Genomic DNA, 15,895 nt, shown 5'->3' on the forward strand with positions numbered 1-15,895 from the left:
CTGCATCCGGGAGGATGTGGGAGAGTAGGTCACCGCCGGACAAAATTTGATGGTTGAGGGCCCCGCATGGTTGCGGGGCCCTCACCTGTTTAACCCGCGAACCAACCCTCCCTGCTGGCTAAGGTCCGGGCCTGGCTGATGCTGACAAGGGCTGCCGACCGGGTAGTAAGCAAAATCATGACCCGCCAGCCACGCCGTCCAGCTCCTCAATGTCCTCCGCGGACAGCCCCACTCCGGCGCCGGCTGCGTTGTTCCGCAGATGCCCGGCGGAGGACGTTCCCGCTATGAGCAGGATGTTTGGGCGACTGACCAGAGTGAGATCACCCCCCCGTTCCTTATGGAGTGGAAGGTCAGTTCTGTCCTTCGCTGCTGCAGCCAGGCCAGGCAATGGGCAATGGACAGTGGCGATACGCCGTGGCGGCGAATCACGTGTGTGAGGGCCTCGTCCTGCGTGGTCAGCGGGCCGTCAAAGACGCGGTAGACTTATAGAGCAGAAACCCGAAAGGGCAGCCTGTAACCAAAGACTTCCCGCCGCGAAAGTGGTCCGGGGCAAGGGTTACGGCGGTCATAGCGTGGGGGAAACGCCCGGTCCCATTCCGAACCCGGAAGCTAAGACCCACAGCGCCGATGGTACTGCATCCGGGAGGATGTGGGAGAGTAGGTCACCGCCGGACATACGTTGAAGATAAGGATCCGCACAAGGACGTGCGGGTCCTTATCTGTTTAAGCCTGCACGGAGGCCGCGCCGGCATTCCACGGCACTGCTAAAGCCGTGGGTCGGTGCCCGTTTGCCGCCCCGACCCGTGACCTAAACCCGCCCGGCGGGTCACCATGGTCCGGTGGCCGACGAGAGCATGAGCAGGCATTTTGCCCGGCGGGTCAATTCCGGACCCGATCTGGACCGCACCATGTTCTTCAGTGATGCCGTGTTCGCCATTGCCATGACGCTTCTGGCCGTGGACATCAAGGTTCCCCAGGTTCCACCGGACCAACTGGGCGCCGCCGTGGCCGAGCAGTTCCCGGAATTCGGCGCATATGCCCTGTCCTTTGTAGTGACTGCTGCCTACTGGCTCAGCCATCACCGCCTCTTCCGCCTGCTCAAGGGCTTCACCGGCCGGCTGCAGCAACTGAACCTGCTGCTCCTGCTGTTTGTTGCCCTGCTGGGGTACGCCACGGACATGCTGGCCTTCTACAGTGACCAGGTGCTCGGAGTCGTTATCTATGCGGCGGCGCTGGGACTGATCGGCACCGTCAACAGCGCGCTCTGGTGGTACTGCAGCCGCGCGCACATGTTCCTGGATGACGTGGACCCCCGCCTTCTGGCCTACGCGCAGGTCCTTGCCCCGGTAACGCCCGCCGTTTTCCTGGCCTCCATCCCGGTGGCATTCCTCTGGGGCCCGCAGGCAGCGGCCCTGTCCTGGCTGGCAATTCTTCTGATCAATGCCGTGCTTCGCTACGTGGGCGGCAAGCGCTCCGCCCCGGGCTGACGGCCAGGCGAGGGGCCGATTCGTTGGATTGGGCCTGTGTCGGGTAGTCTTATATCTGCTTCTTACGGAGCAAGCCTGGAGGATTCGCCTAGCGGCCTATGGCGCACGCCTGGAACGCGTGTTGGGTTAACGCCCTCGGGGGTTCAAATCCCCCATCCTCCGCCAAAAAGAAACACCCCGGTCCTTTGGGCCGGGGTGTTTCTTTGTCTGCAGGGAGGCTCCCTAGTGTTGCTTTTCCTGCCGCAGCGCCGCCCGCGTGGCCACGGATACCGAGCCGAAGCCGATCACCGCCGCGGCCCCGGCCAGGCCCAGATACACCAGGGGCTGGATGGTGGGCAGCGGCATTCCCGAGACATTCACCGCGATGCCCATCAGCGGCGGGACGGCCAGGGCAGTGCCGAGGACGACGGCGGCCACTGCCAGCAACAGCGATTCCGCACCCGTCATCCGGCACAGCTGCCGGTCCGATGCACCGAGGGACCGCAGCAGCATCAGCTCCGGCCGGCGCCGGGCGGTGGCCATCACCAGCGAATTCACCACCGACAGGCCCACATAACCGAGCAGCACCAGCATCGCGATGATGTTCACCCAGGATTCCGCCTGCCGTTCCGCAGCGCCCGCGGCACCTGCGGAATCCCGGTCCACGGCGGTCAGGCCGAGCCCTGCGAGCTGTTCGCCAACCTCGGCGCCGTCCGCACCGTCAGCTGCGCTCACCAGCAGGTAGTCATTCAGCCCGGCAGTGGTGTGCTCCAGCAGGACGTCGTTGGCGACCGTCACGTCCCCGAACGCCAGCCCGCGCTGATACGTGGCCACTACGACGGCGGAGGCTTCAGTTCCGTCCCCGTAATGGAAGGCGAACTCCTCGCCCAGACCGACGCCGGACTCCCGCGCCAGGTCCACGCTCAGTGCCACCGTGTCCGGTTCGGTGAGCCCGTCCAGTGACCCTTCACTGACACCCAGATCCAGGGTGGTGTCCAGCCCGTCCGGCTCCAGGCCCTGGATGCCGTAGGCCTCCATCCCGTCCTCGGTGCCCAGGAACCGCAGGTCGGCCAGCACCGCCGAGTGGGCCACCGGGGTAACCGTGTCCACCGCCGGCAGTCCGGCCACCTCGGCGGCGAGCTCGGCAGAGATGCCGGACGCCGGTGCGCTGACCATGTAATCCGCCACCATGCCGTCCCGCGACTGCCGGCCCGCCTCTGACTCCACCGTGGTGGGCATAAACAGCTGCACCGAGCCCAGCGCGATGGCCAGGGCCAGCGGAATGATTCCCGAGGCCAGCCGGCGGGGGAACGCCGAGGCGTTTGCCTCCGCAAGGGCCAGCGACGCCGAGGGGCTGCGGCCCAGCAGCGGCTTCACCAGCCGGAGCACACCGGCCACGATCCAGGGCCCCAGCATGCCCGCGCCGATGATCAGCAGCAGCACGCTGGACGCGGCCACCGCCAGCCCCGCCGTGCCGGGAAGGGCCGCGGGCAGCAGCGCGGCCACGAGTCCCGCCGCCAACAGTGTCATACCGCCCAGCCTGCGGCCCCGGCCAAGCTGCGACTTCTCCGTAACGGCTTCACGCAGTGCCGTGGTGGGGGCCATCCGTACCGTGCCGCGGGCCGACACCAGGGACGCCCCCAGGGCAGCGGCAACACTGAGCGCCACGGCGGCCAGCGCGGGGAGGGGGCTGTAGGCCAGGGCGAAATCCTCCGGGATGATGCCGTCGGCGGTGAACTGGGCTCCGAGCAGATACGCCAGCCCGAAGCCCGGCGCGGCCCCCAGCACGGCGGCCGCGCCGGAAACCAGCAGGACCTCGCGGATGATCATGCCCAGCGTCTGCCCGCTTCCGGCGCCCACGGCGCGCAGCATGGCGAACTCGCGGCGGCGGCCCAGGATGGACAGGGACAGCGTGCCGGCGGTGACAAACACGGCAGTCATCACGGCCACGCCGGCCAGGGAACCGCTCAACAGCAGCAGCATGGACCTGGCCGCGGATCCGCCCAGGTTCTCCACGTCGCCGCGCCGGTCACCGGTGTAGGTGACGACGCCGTCCACCCGGTTTTCGACGTCGGCCGCCAGTTGCTCCGCATCCACGGAAGAATCGGCAATCACGCCGACGGTGGCCACCGACCCGGCATGCGGCCACAATGCCTCCGCCGCAGGGGCGCTGAGGAACACAGCGGGGGAGGAGCCGGCGTCCTGCGCCGAGGCAATACCGGACACGGTGTACTCGGCCGGCACGCCGCCGTGGGAGAGCACCAGACGGTCCCCGGGGGCGGCGCCGAAGGACCCGTCCACCACCACGTCGTCCGCGGCACGGGGCGCCTCGCCGGCGGTCAGCTCATAGGGCGCCAGGACCGCAGAGTCCCAGGCCGAGGCGGACAGGCTGCGGCCGTCGTCGTCCGCCAGGGGAATGCTGACGTTGGCTACCGCCTGCTGAACCCCTGGGATGCCGGCAATTTCGGCAACCGCGTCTTCCGGAAGGAGCACCCGCTCGGCGAAGGGGGCGTCCATATCTTCGACCACCGGCAGGGACTGCGGGGCGCCCACCACCACATCGGCGGCCTGCAGCTTCTCGGCGGAGGTGCCCCCGCGCAGCCCGGACTCAATCAGGACACCCATGGCGGTGATCAGCGCCGCGCACAGGAACACGGCCACAAACACGCCGGCGAACCCGCCGCGGTGGTGCCGGATGGAGTCTTTGGCAAAAGTCCACATGATTAGCGCTCCCCCAGGTAGGCAACGTGCTCGGTAACTTCATGGACGGTGGCGCCGCTCAGGCTGCCGTCCAGTTGCCCGTCGGCCAGGAACACCACGGTGTCCGCCGCGACGGCGGCCACAGGATCGTGGGTCACCATCACCACGGTCTGTCCCAGTTCCGAGACCGTGTGCCGCAGCAGGTCCAGGACCTGGCGGGCCGTCCCGGAGTCCAGCGCACCGGTGGGCTCATCCGCGAAGACGGCGGCGGGCCGGGTGATCAGTGCCCGGGCAATGGCCGCCCGCTGCTGCTGCCCGCCGGAGAGTTCCTGCGGCTTCCGCTCGCCGAAACCGCCCAGGCCCACCGCGTCCAGGACATACTCCAGCCAGACGGCGTCGGTGGCCTGCCCCGCAAGCAGCAGGGGAAGGGTCACGTTGCGGGACACCGTGAGCTGGGGCAGCAGGTTGTAGGCCTGGAAGACGAACCCCACGTGGTCCCGGCGGAACCGGGTCAGCGCCCTGCCGCGCAGCCGGGAAATCTCAGTCCCGCCCAGCAGCACCCGGCCCTGGTCCGGGGCATCCAGCCCGGCAGCGCACTGCAGCAGGGTGGACTTGCCGGAACCGGAGGGACCCATGATTGCGGTGAAGCTGCCCTGCGGAACGGCCAGGGAAATGTCCCGGAGGGCGGGCACGGCGGCGGGGCCGGAGCCGTAGCTTTTGGACACGCCCGCAAGCTGCAGGGCGGCGGGGGCGGAAAACTCGTCAGCATCGGTAAACATGCGGATCATCCTTTGGATTGGGCGGGCAGGTTGGCTGTCTTCGACGCTACGGAGATCGAAGAACGGATCCGATACAGCCAAACGGTCGGTTGGGGGTATAGCTGGCTATACCGACACGGCCAGGCGGCTCCGGCATAATCAGGCAGGTGACTATCCGTGCCGGCCTCGAATCCCGCTTCCGGGATGCCGTTTTTCTCCTGCGGGAGGGCGGCTACTGGCTAGCATCCCTGGGAATGCTGGTGGCCGGGATGGCGCTGCTGCCGTTCCTGCCGCTGGGGGTGGGCCTGTACGCGGTGCCGGGGCTGCTGGGTGCACTGAACCTTCTGGCGGCGCGGGCACAGGGAAGGGCTGCCGGCTTCACCTCCGCGGTGATCCCCTTTGACCGGCGCCATCTGGCCGGGAAGCATTCCTTCGGTGAACTGGCGGCCATGGTCAGTGCCCCGGAGACCCGGCGGGACGTGTCCTGGCTGCTGTTCCATAGCGCCTCCGCCCTGCTGGCCGCGGCACTGACCCTGGCATTGCCGTTGGGCGGTGTGCTGTATGTGCTGGCCGCCCCGTTCTGGGCCCTGTTTCCGCCGGACGCCCCGTTGGAGCTGACTATTACCGTGCGCAGCTGGACCGATGCCGGGCTGATGATGGCGCTGGGACTGGTGTACGTGGCGGGCGCCTGGGTGCTGGTTCCTTGGCTGGCCCGTCGGTTCAGCGGTGCCACCTTGGCCATCCTGTCGCCGCGGCGCTATGCGGACCTGGCCCGGCGGATCTCTGACCTCTCCGCGGCGCGGGCCAGCGCGCTCGCCGCCCATGCCGCCGAGCTCCGCAGGATTGAACGCGAACTGCATGACGGCGCGCAGAACCGGCTGGTCGGCGTCGTGATGATGCTGGGGCTGGCGCAGCGGGCTGCGGAAACCGATCCGTCGGCAGCCGTGCCGTTTATCGGCCGCGCCCAGGATGCCGCGTCCGAGGCGCTGGCGGGACTGCGCGCCGCCGTGCACGATATCTACCCGCCGGTGCTGGACGAGCTGGGCCTGGGCGGAGCGGCGTCGGCCCTGACCAGCCGGTCTCCCATCCCGTGCTCCCTGAACGTTGCCGGCCTGCAGCGTGCTCCGGCAGCGGTGGAAGCGGCGGCGTACTTTGTGCTGGCCGAAGCCCTGACCAACGCGGCCAAGCACTCCGGCGCGGACCGGATCGACGTGGTGCTGCGGACCGAAACCGCGGGCCGCGAGGAGATCCTGGTGGTTGAAGTGGACGACGACGGCGACGGCGGCGCCCGGGTCAGCGCTGCCGGGGACAGCGGGTTGCGAGGCGGACGCACCAGGGACGCGCCCACCAGCGACGGCCGCCCCGGAGACGCGCCCACCAGCGACGGCCGCCCCGGAGATGCGCCCACCAGCGCCGGTTCGGGCACCGGGCTGGCCGGAATTGCCCGCCGGGCCGCGGCGTTCGGCGGCCAACTGATCCTGACGAGTCCGCCGGGCGGACCGACACACCTGCGAGTGGAGCTGCCATGCGCCTTCTGATTGCCGAAGATGATGCCCTGCTGCGGGCTGGGATGCAGCTGCTGCTGCAGAGCGAAGGCTTCGAGGTAGTGGGAGCGTGGGACAACGCCGATGACCTGCTCGCCGCCTTTGAGCCGGGCAGTGCCGACGGCGCCGTGCTGGATGTGCGGATGCCGCCCACCTTCACCAATGAGGGGCTGAAGGCCGCCCTGGAACTGCGGGCCCAGGTCCCCGACTTTCCGGTGCTGGTGCTCTCCGCGTATGTGGAGGACAGGTACGCCAGCCGGCTGCTCGGCTCCGGCGCCCAGGGCGTCGGGTACCTGCTGAAGGAACGCGTGGGCAACGTGGGTGACTTCGTGGACGGGCTGCGCCGTGTGCTGGGCGGCGGGACCGTGATGGATCCCGAAGTGATTGCCCAGCTGTTCAGCCGCCGTTCCACTGAGGACCCCATCCGCTCCCTGACGCCGCGGGAATTCGAAGTGCTGGGCCTGGTGGCCGAGGGCCTGGGCAACACCGCCATTGCCGAGGCCATCACGGTCTCCGAAACCGCGGTGAGTAAACACATCGGCAACATCTTCGCGAAACTGGGCCTCGCGCCGTCGGACAGCGGCCACCGGAGGGTGCTCGCCACGTTGGCCTACCTGCGTTCCTAGCCCGGCTACCCGCCCTCTCGCTCGAGGTGCCTCGGGTCCTGGCCCGGGTTGCCCGCCGGGTCTTGTTTCCCGGTGGCGTCCGGTGACAAGGTGTGAGGCACGGACCGGCCCGGGAGGTTGCACGTGGAACAAAACGGCTCAAAGATTGCGCTGATCACCGGTGCGTCCCGCGGGATCGGACGGCGGGTGGCGGAGCGGTTGGCCGAGCAGGGGACCCACGTGGTGGTCAGCTACCGGCAGAACGCCGAAATGGCCAAGGAAACGGTGGCCCGGCTGCAGGAACTGGGCGGCGGCGGGATAGCCGTGCAGGCCGACGTGGAGAATCCCGAGGACATAGTCCGGCTCTTCGACGCCACTGCCGATGAATACGGCCGGCTGGACTTCTTCATCAACAACGCCGCCGCAGCGGCCTTCAAGAACGTGGTGGACCTGAAAACCCACCACCTGGACCGCGCCTACGCCGTCAACGTGCGCCCGTTTGTCCTCGGCGCCCAGGAGGCAGTGAAGCTGATGGACGACGGCGGGCGCATAGTGGCGCTGACCAGTTACGGCAGCAGCCGGGCGTTCCCCACCTACGCCGCCCTGGGCTCCTACAAGGCCGCCGTGGAATCCTTTGTCCGGTTTATGGCCGTGGAATTCGCCGGGTACGGCATCAACGTCAACGCCGTGAACGGCGGGCTGATCGATTCCGATTCGCTGGACTACTTCTACTCCATGGACGGCATGGCCGCGATGGAAAGCGTGCTGGCCCGGATTCCCAAGCGCCGGGCCGGCACCGTGGATGAAATGGCCGCCGCCGTGGAGTTCCTGCTCTCACCCGGCGCCGAGTACATCACCGGCCAGGTGCTGGCCGTGGACGGCGGCCTGTCCGTGATTGCCCCGCCCTTCCATTCCGAGGCCTCGGGCCCGCCGATCCAACTTCCGGACCGGCCCACCCGGGACCGCCGCTCCTAGCCGAACCCAACAGGAGGCAGCCGTGAGCTACGATTCCACCCGCTACCGGGACTATTTCGAGCACTCGCTCACGTATGCCGCCGGCTTTGGCCGCAACGTGGCCCGTTACGGGGACAGCATTGCGCTGGTGGACCCGCCCACCGGCCGGGAATGGAGCTACGCCCAGCTGGGTGCCGCCGTGGATTCCGTGGCGCGTGCCCTGGCCGAGCGCGGCGTCGGACGCGGGGACCGGGTGCTGTACCAGCTCTACAACGGAGTGGAATTCGCCCTGCTGTACCTGGCCACGCAGCGGCTCGGCGCCGTCAGCGTGCCGGTGAACTACCGGCTGGCCCCGGCGGAAACCGCGCACATCCTGCGGGACAGTGATCCTGCGGTGTTTGTGATCGACGCCGAACACGCGGACGGCGCGCAGCGGGCCCTGGAACTGGCCGGTGTCTCCCCGACGGTGCTGGTGGCCGGGGGCAACGACGCCGGGCGCTGGGGGATGGGGTCCGGGCACCTGGGACAGGACTTCGACGCCGCCGTGGCCGAGGCAACCGGCACCCTGCCGGACCTGCCCGCGGACTTCTCCACCTTCGAGGAAAGCACCCGGTTCTACACCTCGGGCACCACAGGCATGCCCAAGGGTGTGCCGCTGCCCTCCATCGCCGAACTCATGAGCGCCCACGACGTGATCATGCACTTTCCGCTCACCCCGCAGGACCGCACCCTGAACATGACCCCGTGGTTCCACCGCGGCGGGCTGCACTCCGGCGGGCCCAACCCGGTGTTCTACATCGGCGGTTCCGTGGTGCCGCTGCGCAGCTTCAATCCGGCCACGGTGCTGGACTGGGTGGGGGAGCAGGGGCTGACCTACCTGATCGGGGCGCCCACCACCCTGGAGATGATCGCTGCGGAGCAGGAGAAAAACCCGCGCGATCTGGGCACCCTGCACGGCATTGTCACCATGGGTGCGCCGCTGGACCGTGCCGCCGCCATCCGGTACCAGGAACTGCTCACCCCGCGGATCTTCAACGGCTACGGCACCACCGAGGGATTCTGGAACACCTTCCTGCGCCCGGAGGACCTGCCGGCGCACGCGGGCACCGCCGGGAGGTCCTGCACCGACGACGACGTCGCCGTCGTCCGCGTGTTCGAGGGCCGCCGCGGTCAGCCGCACGAACTGGCCGCCCGGGACGGCAGCGAAATCGGCGAGGTGATCATGCGCTCGCCGAAGTCCGGGTTCAGCTACGCCAACCTCCCGCAGGTGGAGGAGGAGAAGTTCCACGACGGCTGGCTGTATCCCGGGGACATGGCCACCTGGGATGCGGAGGGGTACGTGACCATCATGGGCCGGACCGATGACATGATCATTTCCGGCGGCGAAAACGTCCACCCGGTCCAGGTGGAGGCCGCGCTCGCGGACCATCCCGGCGTGCTGGACTCCGTGGTGGTGGGCGTGCCCGATGACCAGTGGGGCCAGCGCGTGGTGGCGTACGTGGTCCGCCGTGATGACACGGTGGACGCCGCCGGACTGGAAACCTTCTGCCGTGAGCATCCCGGTCTGGCGGATTTCAAACGGCCGCGCGGCTACCGGTTCGTGGACGAGGTGCCCCTGACCGCCCCGGGGAAGAAAATGCACTACAAGGTGGCCGACGCCGCCGCCCAGGACTGGTTGGACGGGCGGATGGAGGTGCCCGGGGCGGCACAGAAGGCACCTGCGGATGAGTGAGGACCCGATGGCCGACCGTGTTGTCATCACCGGCATGGGGGCGCTGACCCCGCTCGGGAACAGCTGGCCGGACACCTGGTCCGGCCTGCAGGCCGGGCGCAGCGGCATTGAGAAGATCACCGCATTCGACGCCGCGGAGTTACCCACCCGGATTGCCGGGGAGGTCCGGAACTTCGACGCCGCACAGCTGCTGCCGGTCAAACGGCTGCGCCGTTCCTCCCGCGCCTCGCATCTGGCCGTGGCGGCGGCCCGGGAGGCGGTGGCCGACGCCGGACTGGGGGATTCGCTGGAAGGCACCGAAGCGGCGGTCCTGATTAACAGTGCGGTGTCCGGGTATCCGGAAATCCAGGACGCCACCGAGACGCTGGGCCGGGACGGGCTGCGTCCCATCAGCCCCAGCTTCGTCGCGTCGTCGCTGACCAACATGCCTGCCTGCGAGGTGGCGATTGATCTGGCCGTGCACGGGCCGGTGAACGCCAGCGCCCTGGCCTGCGCCAGCGGCACAGCGGCCCTGCTCGAGGCCCGGCGTACCCTGCTGGCCGGTGATGCGGACGTGGTGGTGGCCGGCGGCACCGACGCAGCGATTACTCCGGTGATGTTTGCCGGACTCTCCGCCATGCGCGGACTCTCCCGGAACAACGACTCCCCGCAGGAAGCCAGCCGGCCGTTCGATGCGGACCGGGACGGTTTTGTCTTCGGGGAAGGTGCCGTGGTGTGCACGCTTGAACTGCTCAGCCATGCCCGGGCCCGCGGTGCCGAGGTCTACGCCGAGGTGCTGGGCGGGGCGATGACCAGCGACGCGTTCCATATTGTGGCTCCGGATCCCAGCGGCAGGTATGCGGCCGAAGCCATCTGCCGCACACTGGACCGGTCCCGGCTGAACCCGGAGGACGTGGACCTGGTGGCAGCGCATGGAACCTCCACGCTGGCCAATGACCGGACCGAAACCCTCGCGCTGCATACCGCCTTCGGCGAGCACGCGCCGTCGTTGGCCGTCACCGCTCCCAAGTCGATGACCGGGCACCTTATCGGCGCTGCGGGCACCCTCGGCTCCCTGCTCTGCGTGATGGCCATCCGCGAGGGCGTCATCCCGCCCACGGTGAACTACACAACACCGGATCCGGAGTGCGATTTGGACTATGTGCCCGGGACGGCCCGCGAATCCCGGGTGCGGTATGCCGTGACGAACGCGTTCGGGTTCGGCGGGCAGAACGCTGTGGCGGCGTTCGGGCCGGTCTGACTCGCGGCGCTAGTAGGTGCAGTAGTTGTGGAGCCCGGCTTCGTACGCTTCCGGGTAGAACTCCCGTGCCAGGTCGATGGAGGTCCGCCACCCCTGCTTAGTCCGGATGCTCCAGGCGGCGTCCAGATAAGGGTCGATGTAGAGCGGTTCCAGACGGGATGTCCACCGGTTGCGCTTTACCGCAAACGAGTCCTCCTCCGGGCGAGCGCAGGTGTCGCCCCAGTACCTCTCAATATTCCCGTAGACCGCGGCGGCGGCCTGGTTCCTGCCGGCATCCGACGTTGACTCACTGAACGCAAGGTCAAGGTACTGCAGAGCGTATTCGCGGGAGCCGTCGTCGACGATCCGGTTCGCGTCCTCGCGCTGGACCCTTATCTCCTCAAGGCGTGCATCGTGAAATTTTGTCCCCAGCCGGTCAACGTAGGACTCGGCTTCCGGTGACGTCATGGCTGGACTGTTCCAGAAGGCTTCGTAGCGCTCCGCGGAAAGGGTGCCCCGGGCATTGGCGGGCGCCTTTGCCCGTTCCAGCATGCTGCTGGCTGTCCAAACGATGCTCGCCAGCAGTTCCGTATCTTCCGGATGGGGGCTGACGGGAGGGGAAGAGAAGGGGCATGCCCGGGGGAGGGCCGCCGCCAAGGCTCCGGGGTAAACCTTGTCCACCAGTCCGCCCACCGGTCCGGTGTCCTTGGCGGCCCAGGACAGCAGCACTTCGTTCTCAGGAGTAACCGCACGCCAGTCGCTGATGAGGGAGCCGGCGGACACGGAGGGGAAGCTTCCGACCGTATCGGGCAAACAGGTTCGTTGCGCGAGTCCGGTCAGGTCCTCGTAGACCATCTTCTTGGCCTGCCGGATCTGCCCGTGCGTGATGAGTTCGGCCAGTTCGTCCACGGCGGCCTGGGCGTTAGCGCGCTTGTCCGGGGCCCGGATGGTTTGTGCCGTGCTGCGCAGATGGTCCGTGCTGTTCCGCAGGCCCTTCGCGGAGGCCTCGTTGAGGACCTTCAGCAGGGCAGCGGTGTCCGGGGTGTTCATCTCCGGTTCGTTCCAGAACGCTGCGTAGTCCGCTTCGCTGATGTCCGCCGGGAGGGGGTCGGATGAGGCGTGTACGTGCTCGCGTGCCGTCACCACAACGTAGCCCTGTGTCCGGGAATCCTGGGCGGATTGGCGTGTGGCGGCGTCCAGCACGGCCGGATAGACGTCGGGCAGGGAGATGGCAGTGACGATCGCGAGGGTGGCCAGGACTACTTTCAGCCGGCCGGGCCTGTGCTGTTTGTGCGGGTGCACAGAGCCCGGCGACTCGGCTCGGCTCCGCATGCCACGTTCCCCCAGACACTTTCCGGCGGGCAGATCCCGCTGCCAAGGAAGCCTAGCGTACGGCGGGAAGCTCCGGCTCGACGCCGGGAACCGCCGGCTCGACGTCGGGCATGGACGCCCCGGGCTGGACCAGTTCGGCGTCGCGGGCGGCGAAGTGTTTCCGCCCGGTTCCCACCGCAAGGGCGGCGAGCCCCACGGACACCGCACCCAGCGCAAAACCGGCGAACACGTCCACCACGTAGTGCCACCCGAAGTACACCGTGGCCAGCGTGGTCAGTGCCGAGTAGATCCACATGATGCAGCGGACCGCCTTCGGCAGCCGGGTCAGGTGGGCCACCAATGCGGCGGTGAAGATGATGGACACATGCAGCGAGGCGAAGGCTGCAATGCCGTGCACGTTTTCCGAGGCGAACGGATCCGTCAGCACTTCGGCACGGTTTTCATACAGGGTGTCCTGCAGGGCCGAGACCGTGGTTTCCGGCAGGTCGTAGAACGGTGTGGCGTCGGCATACACCGGGCCCAGCGAGGGAAGCGCGTAGTAGCTGGCCGTACCCAGGATCCAGTTGAAGGCCAGGGCGGTGGCGTACCAGGCACCCCGCTGCAGGTTGTCGGACCACACCAGCGCTGCGGCCAGGGACACCGGCACAAAGACCATAAACAGCATGTAGACGCCGGAGAGCAGGGCGGCGCTGAATCCGGTACCCAGGAGGTTCTGGAGCACATCGGCCGGGTAGGCTCCGCCGGCAAACCACTTGTCCGAAGCTTCCAGCATGGGGTCGGTCAGGCCCTCCCGCAGGAACGGCAGGAAGCTCTTCAGGTTCCGGTAGGACATGTACGCCAGGTAGAAGGTGAGCAGTCCGGCAATCGCTACGGCCAGCCGCGACCCCGTCCAGCGGGTGCGCAGGACGTGCGACGTTGCGGCGCCCACGCCGCCCAGCTCCCGGCGTCGTGCGAAGACCCGGGGAACCACGTCCGCAGCGATCATCAGCAGCACCATCAGGGGCAGCCGGACGTAGCTCGGGCCAAGGAATCCTTCCGGATCACGGACCGGCAAACCGGCGACGACGGCGGTTGCCAGCATCAAGACCGTGAAGGCTGCTGCAACCAGCAGGGGGACGCCGAAAAGACGGCGCCAGGCAGAGCGGGCAGGCCCGGCGGGGATAGTCATTAGACTGTTTTATCCCACCGGCCCGCGGAATCCGGGGTAAGTGCCCGTATGCTCAGTATGCTTTCGATCACATCCCGGCAGGCCGGTTTTTCGCCGGGCATGGTCTTTGCTGTCAGGCGGTTTCGGACACGGCCGGGGCTGAGGATGCGGTGGAGCCGATGACCCGGGCGAGCTCGCGGGACCGGCTCCACATGGGCCAATGGCCCGTGGGCAGGTCAACGACATCGAGGTGCTCCAGTTTCGCCACCTCGGCAAACATCGGATGGCCGGTCCGGGCCAGTTCGAGCATCTGTGCGCCCGGGATGGAGCAGCAGATCAGGGTAGTGGGAACCTCGCTGCGGGTGCCCTGTGGAAGGTTGGCGGGTTGCCGCAGCACGGCGCCCGGTTCAGGGACGGCCCTGGTCCGGAACCGCTCGAGGGCCTCGGAGCTCAGGCCTTCGAGGCTCGCCTGTTGGCCCAGGACGTCGAAGGGCGGCAGCGGCAGCTCGTCCAGCGAGTCCGGCAGGTCCGGGGCGAAGATGCTTCCGGGCGCGACCGGGCCGGAATCGACCCAGATGACGCTGTGCACGAGTTCGGGGTGCCGGTCGAGGACAAGGCACACGGGAAAGTTGGCCCCGCTATGCGCGACGATAACCGCCGGCTCACCCCCGGCGCGCATAAGGATGTCCTCAATGGCCGCGGCTTGATCATCCAAGGTGGCGGCGGTGCGCGAGGGGTCGTGCTCCTCGAGTCCGGGCAGAGTCACCGCGATGGTGCGGGGGTGGTCTGTGATGAGGTGTTCGAGCACCTCGTCCCAGGCCCAGGCGCCAAGCCAGTGGCCGGCGATGAGGAGGATGGGCCGGTTGCTGTTGTTTGTGGTCATGTTGAAACTTTTGCAGACCCGGCGGACAGGTGTGTGTCACCATTTCTGTCATGAATCTGCAGGAGATTTCCCGGTGAAGCGAACCGAACGGCTTCATGCCCTCTCCGAGATGCTGCGCCGCAGCGGGACTCGGGGATGCAGCGCCGGCCGGCTGGCGCGGGAGTTTGACGTCTCCGTCCGCACCGTCAAAAGGGACCTCGCAGCGCTGGAACGGGCAGGTGCGCCGGTCTGGTCCCGTCCGGGTCCGGGCGGCGGCTACGGACTGGCTGCGGGCGCAACGTTGCCGCCGGTCAGCCTGTCTCCGGCGCAGGCGGTGGCGCTTATGGCTGCCGTCTCTGCCGCATCGGATGCTCCCTATGCCGATTCGGCTGCCGCCGGGGTCCGGAAGATCATGGATGTCCTTGATCCGCGGACCCAACGACGGGCAGATGAGCTGGCCGGCCGCGTGTGGGTCGCCGCGCCTCCCGCATCCGCACGGGTAATCAGATCTGTTCTGGAGGAAGCCATGGCCGAGCAGCGGGTGCTCCGCCTCCGCTACACGGCAGCGGACGGCACGGCGACCGTGCGCGACGTCGAGCCGGTGCTGTTCGCGTCCACGAACGGGCGGTGGTATCTGGTGGGCTGGTGCCGGCTGCGGGATGCCATCCGGTGGTTCGCCGTGTCACGAATCGAAGCAGCCAGCGCAACCGCGATGGCCTGCAGCGGCCACACCGTCAGCGAGGTCGGAGACCCTCCGGCGAATGCACGGCCGGTGAACGGCTGAGCTGTTCACCGGCGATGTGCTGGTGCAGGGGAGGTTTGTCTGCGGGGGTGTGGCCGCGGGGCCGCGGGGCCGTGGGATGCCCTGCCGCTAGTTGCTGAGTGCGTTATCCAGCGGTTCGGAGATCTCGCTGTAGTCGCCGTCTTCCAGCTGCACGGCCTTGCCGTCCAGGTACAGGCTGGGCGTGCCCTTGACCTGGAGGTCCTGGGCATCCTGCAGGTCCCGAGCCACCCGGTCCTTGATGGCGTCCGACGTGTAGTCGGCGTTGAACCGGTCCATGTCCAGACCGAGTTCTTCGGCGTAACCAGCGAAGATGCCGTCCACATCGGACTCGGTCTTCCAGTCCTGCTGGTGCTCGAAGACCTTGGCGGCCATGGCCTCCAGCTTGCCCTGCTCCGCCGCGGCTTCGACGGCGCGGGCGGACGGTTCAGCGTTCTGGTGCTTGGGCAGCGGATAGTTCCGCACCACAATGCGGACCTGGTCGCCGTAATCCTTCTTGGCCTGCTGGATCAGCGGGTCCATCATGCCGCAGTAGGGGCACTGGTAGTCGGTGAAGAGGACCAGGGTGGCCTGCGGATCGGCCGGATCGGTAATGGTCCGGGCGTCCGCGGGGACCAGCTTGTCCATCTTGTCTGCGGGAACGCTGGCTTCGGCTGAAGCGGTAGCGGTGGCACTGGTTTCGGGGGACGGGGTATCTGTCCCGCAGGACACCACCCCTCCACTTACTAACAGGCCGGCGATGATTAGTGAAGGTACAGCCCTGCGCATGGTTCCTTTCCGGTATTGGGGAAGCGC

At 68.0% G+C, this 15,895-nt stretch carries 13 protein-coding genes, 1 tRNA gene and 1 rRNA gene; 9 read left to right on the forward strand and 6 right to left on the reverse strand.

Annotated elements, in window-relative coordinates:
• Positions 1-557 precede the first annotated feature (557 nt).
• The 3 genes from rrf (at position 558) to AC5RTS_RS08130 (ending at position 1,652) form a co-directional block, all read left to right on the forward strand.
• A 5S ribosomal RNA gene (gene rrf / locus AC5RTS_RS08120) occupies positions 558-674 on the forward strand.
• Between the two features lie 165 nt (positions 675-839).
• A complete protein-coding gene (locus tag AC5RTS_RS08125; protein ID WP_493991562.1) occupies positions 840-1,487 on the forward strand; it encodes a TMEM175 family protein in 648 nt (215 codons plus the stop codon).
• Positions 1,488-1,564: 77 nt separating this feature from the next.
• Positions 1,565-1,652: transfer RNA gene (locus AC5RTS_RS08130), tRNA-Ser, on the forward strand.
• A gap of 57 nt (positions 1,653-1,709) precedes the next feature.
• Here the strand turns inward: AC5RTS_RS08130 and AC5RTS_RS08135 are convergent.
• Both AC5RTS_RS08135 and AC5RTS_RS08140 read right to left on the reverse strand, forming a co-directional pair.
• Entirely contained in the window at positions 1,710-4,187 is a 2,478-nt protein-coding gene (locus AC5RTS_RS08135; RefSeq protein WP_493991563.1) for an ABC transporter permease, read from the reverse strand.
• Positions 4,188-4,189: 2 nt separating this feature from the next.
• Positions 4,190-4,945 (reverse strand): ABC transporter ATP-binding protein, encoded by a 756-nt coding sequence (locus tag AC5RTS_RS08140; RefSeq protein ID WP_493991564.1) that lies wholly within the window; start codon positions 4,943-4,945, stop codon positions 4,190-4,192.
• A 146-nt stretch (positions 4,946-5,091) separates the two neighbouring features.
• Between AC5RTS_RS08140 and AC5RTS_RS08145 the strand changes: the two genes are divergently transcribed.
• The 5 genes from AC5RTS_RS08145 to AC5RTS_RS08165 all read left to right on the forward strand — a co-directional run bounded on the left by AC5RTS_RS08145 (position 5,092) and on the right by AC5RTS_RS08165 (position 10,999).
• Complete coding sequence (locus tag AC5RTS_RS08145; protein WP_493991565.1) at positions 5,092-6,462, forward strand: sensor histidine kinase; 1,371 nt, start codon at positions 5,092-5,094, stop codon at positions 6,460-6,462.
• A complete protein-coding gene (locus AC5RTS_RS08150) occupies positions 6,450-7,094 on the forward strand; it encodes a response regulator transcription factor (RefSeq protein ID WP_493991566.1) in 645 nt (214 codons plus the stop codon). The genes AC5RTS_RS08145 and AC5RTS_RS08150 overlap by 13 nt, the downstream gene beginning before the upstream one ends.
• A 123-nt stretch (positions 7,095-7,217) precedes the next feature.
• Positions 7,218-8,048, forward strand: a complete 831-nt coding sequence (locus AC5RTS_RS08155; protein WP_493991567.1) for an SDR family oxidoreductase — start codon at positions 7,218-7,220, stop codon at positions 8,046-8,048.
• Positions 8,049-8,070: 22 nt separating this feature from the next.
• Positions 8,071-9,759 (forward strand): class I adenylate-forming enzyme family protein, encoded by a 1,689-nt coding sequence (locus tag AC5RTS_RS08160; protein ID WP_493991568.1) that lies wholly within the window; start codon positions 8,071-8,073, stop codon positions 9,757-9,759.
• Positions 9,752-10,999: a beta-ketoacyl-[acyl-carrier-protein] synthase family protein gene (locus tag AC5RTS_RS08165; RefSeq protein ID WP_493991569.1), complete on the forward strand. Its 1,248-nt coding sequence runs from the start codon at positions 9,752-9,754 to the stop codon at positions 10,997-10,999. The genes AC5RTS_RS08160 and AC5RTS_RS08165 overlap by 8 nt, the downstream gene beginning before the upstream one ends.
• A gap of 9 nt (positions 11,000-11,008) precedes the next feature.
• Here AC5RTS_RS08165 and AC5RTS_RS08170 read toward each other — a convergent pair whose 3' ends face one another.
• From AC5RTS_RS08170 to AC5RTS_RS08180, 3 genes are all read right to left on the reverse strand, one after another.
• Positions 11,009-12,310: a hypothetical protein gene (locus AC5RTS_RS08170; protein WP_493991570.1), complete on the reverse strand. Its 1,302-nt coding sequence runs from the start codon at positions 12,308-12,310 to the stop codon at positions 11,009-11,011.
• Positions 12,311-12,362: 52 nt separating this feature from the next.
• Complete coding sequence (locus tag AC5RTS_RS08175; RefSeq protein ID WP_493991571.1) at positions 12,363-13,478, reverse strand: phosphatase PAP2 family protein; 1,116 nt, start codon at positions 13,476-13,478, stop codon at positions 12,363-12,365.
• Between the two features lie 112 nt (positions 13,479-13,590).
• The gene (locus AC5RTS_RS08180) at positions 13,591-14,340 is read right to left on the reverse strand and encodes an alpha/beta fold hydrolase (RefSeq protein ID WP_493991572.1); all 750 of its coding nucleotides are present in this window, start codon (positions 14,338-14,340) and stop codon (positions 13,591-13,593) included.
• A gap of 73 nt (positions 14,341-14,413) precedes the next feature.
• On the opposite strand from AC5RTS_RS08180, the gene AC5RTS_RS08185 reads away from it, so the two are divergent.
• Positions 14,414-15,103, forward strand: coding sequence for a helix-turn-helix transcriptional regulator (locus AC5RTS_RS08185; RefSeq protein ID WP_493991573.1), 690 nt, complete (start codon positions 14,414-14,416; stop codon positions 15,101-15,103).
• A gap of 87 nt (positions 15,104-15,190) precedes the next feature.
• On the opposite strand, the gene AC5RTS_RS08190 is transcribed toward AC5RTS_RS08185, so the two are convergent.
• On the reverse strand, positions 15,191-15,868 hold the full coding sequence (locus AC5RTS_RS08190; RefSeq protein ID WP_493991574.1) for a DsbA family protein: 678 nt from the start codon (positions 15,866-15,868) through the stop codon (positions 15,191-15,193).
• Positions 15,869-15,895: the final 27 nt, after the last annotated feature.

It is taken from the genome of Arthrobacter sp. MDT1-49-2 (assembly GCF_059090185.1).

Excerpts from the sequence above, each read along its gene's own strand:
- AC5RTS_RS08170 (WP_493991570.1), bottom strand. The coding sequence starts at position 12,310 with ATGCGGAGCCGAGCCGAGTCGCCGGGCTCTGTGCACCCGCACAAACAG.
- AC5RTS_RS08135 (WP_493991563.1), bottom strand. The coding sequence starts at position 4,187 with ATGTGGACTTTTGCCAAAGACTCCATCCGGCACCACCGCGGCGGGTTC.
- AC5RTS_RS08175 (WP_493991571.1), bottom strand. The coding sequence starts at position 13,478 with ATGACTATCCCCGCCGGGCCTGCCCGCTCTGCCTGGCGCCGTCTTTTC.
- AC5RTS_RS08180 (WP_493991572.1), bottom strand. The coding sequence starts at position 14,340 with ATGACCACAAACAACAGCAACCGGCCCATCCTCCTCATCGCCGGCCAC.
- AC5RTS_RS08190 (WP_493991574.1), bottom strand. The coding sequence starts at position 15,868 with ATGCGCAGGGCTGTACCTTCACTAATCATCGCCGGCCTGTTAGTAAGT.
- AC5RTS_RS08165 (WP_493991569.1), top strand. The coding sequence starts at position 9,752 with ATGAGTGAGGACCCGATGGCCGACCGTGTTGTCATCACCGGCATGGGG.
- AC5RTS_RS08150 (WP_493991566.1), top strand. The coding sequence starts at position 6,450 with ATGCGCCTTCTGATTGCCGAAGATGATGCCCTGCTGCGGGCTGGGATG.
- AC5RTS_RS08140 (WP_493991564.1), bottom strand. The coding sequence starts at position 4,945 with ATGTTTACCGATGCTGACGAGTTTTCCGCCCCCGCCGCCCTGCAGCTT.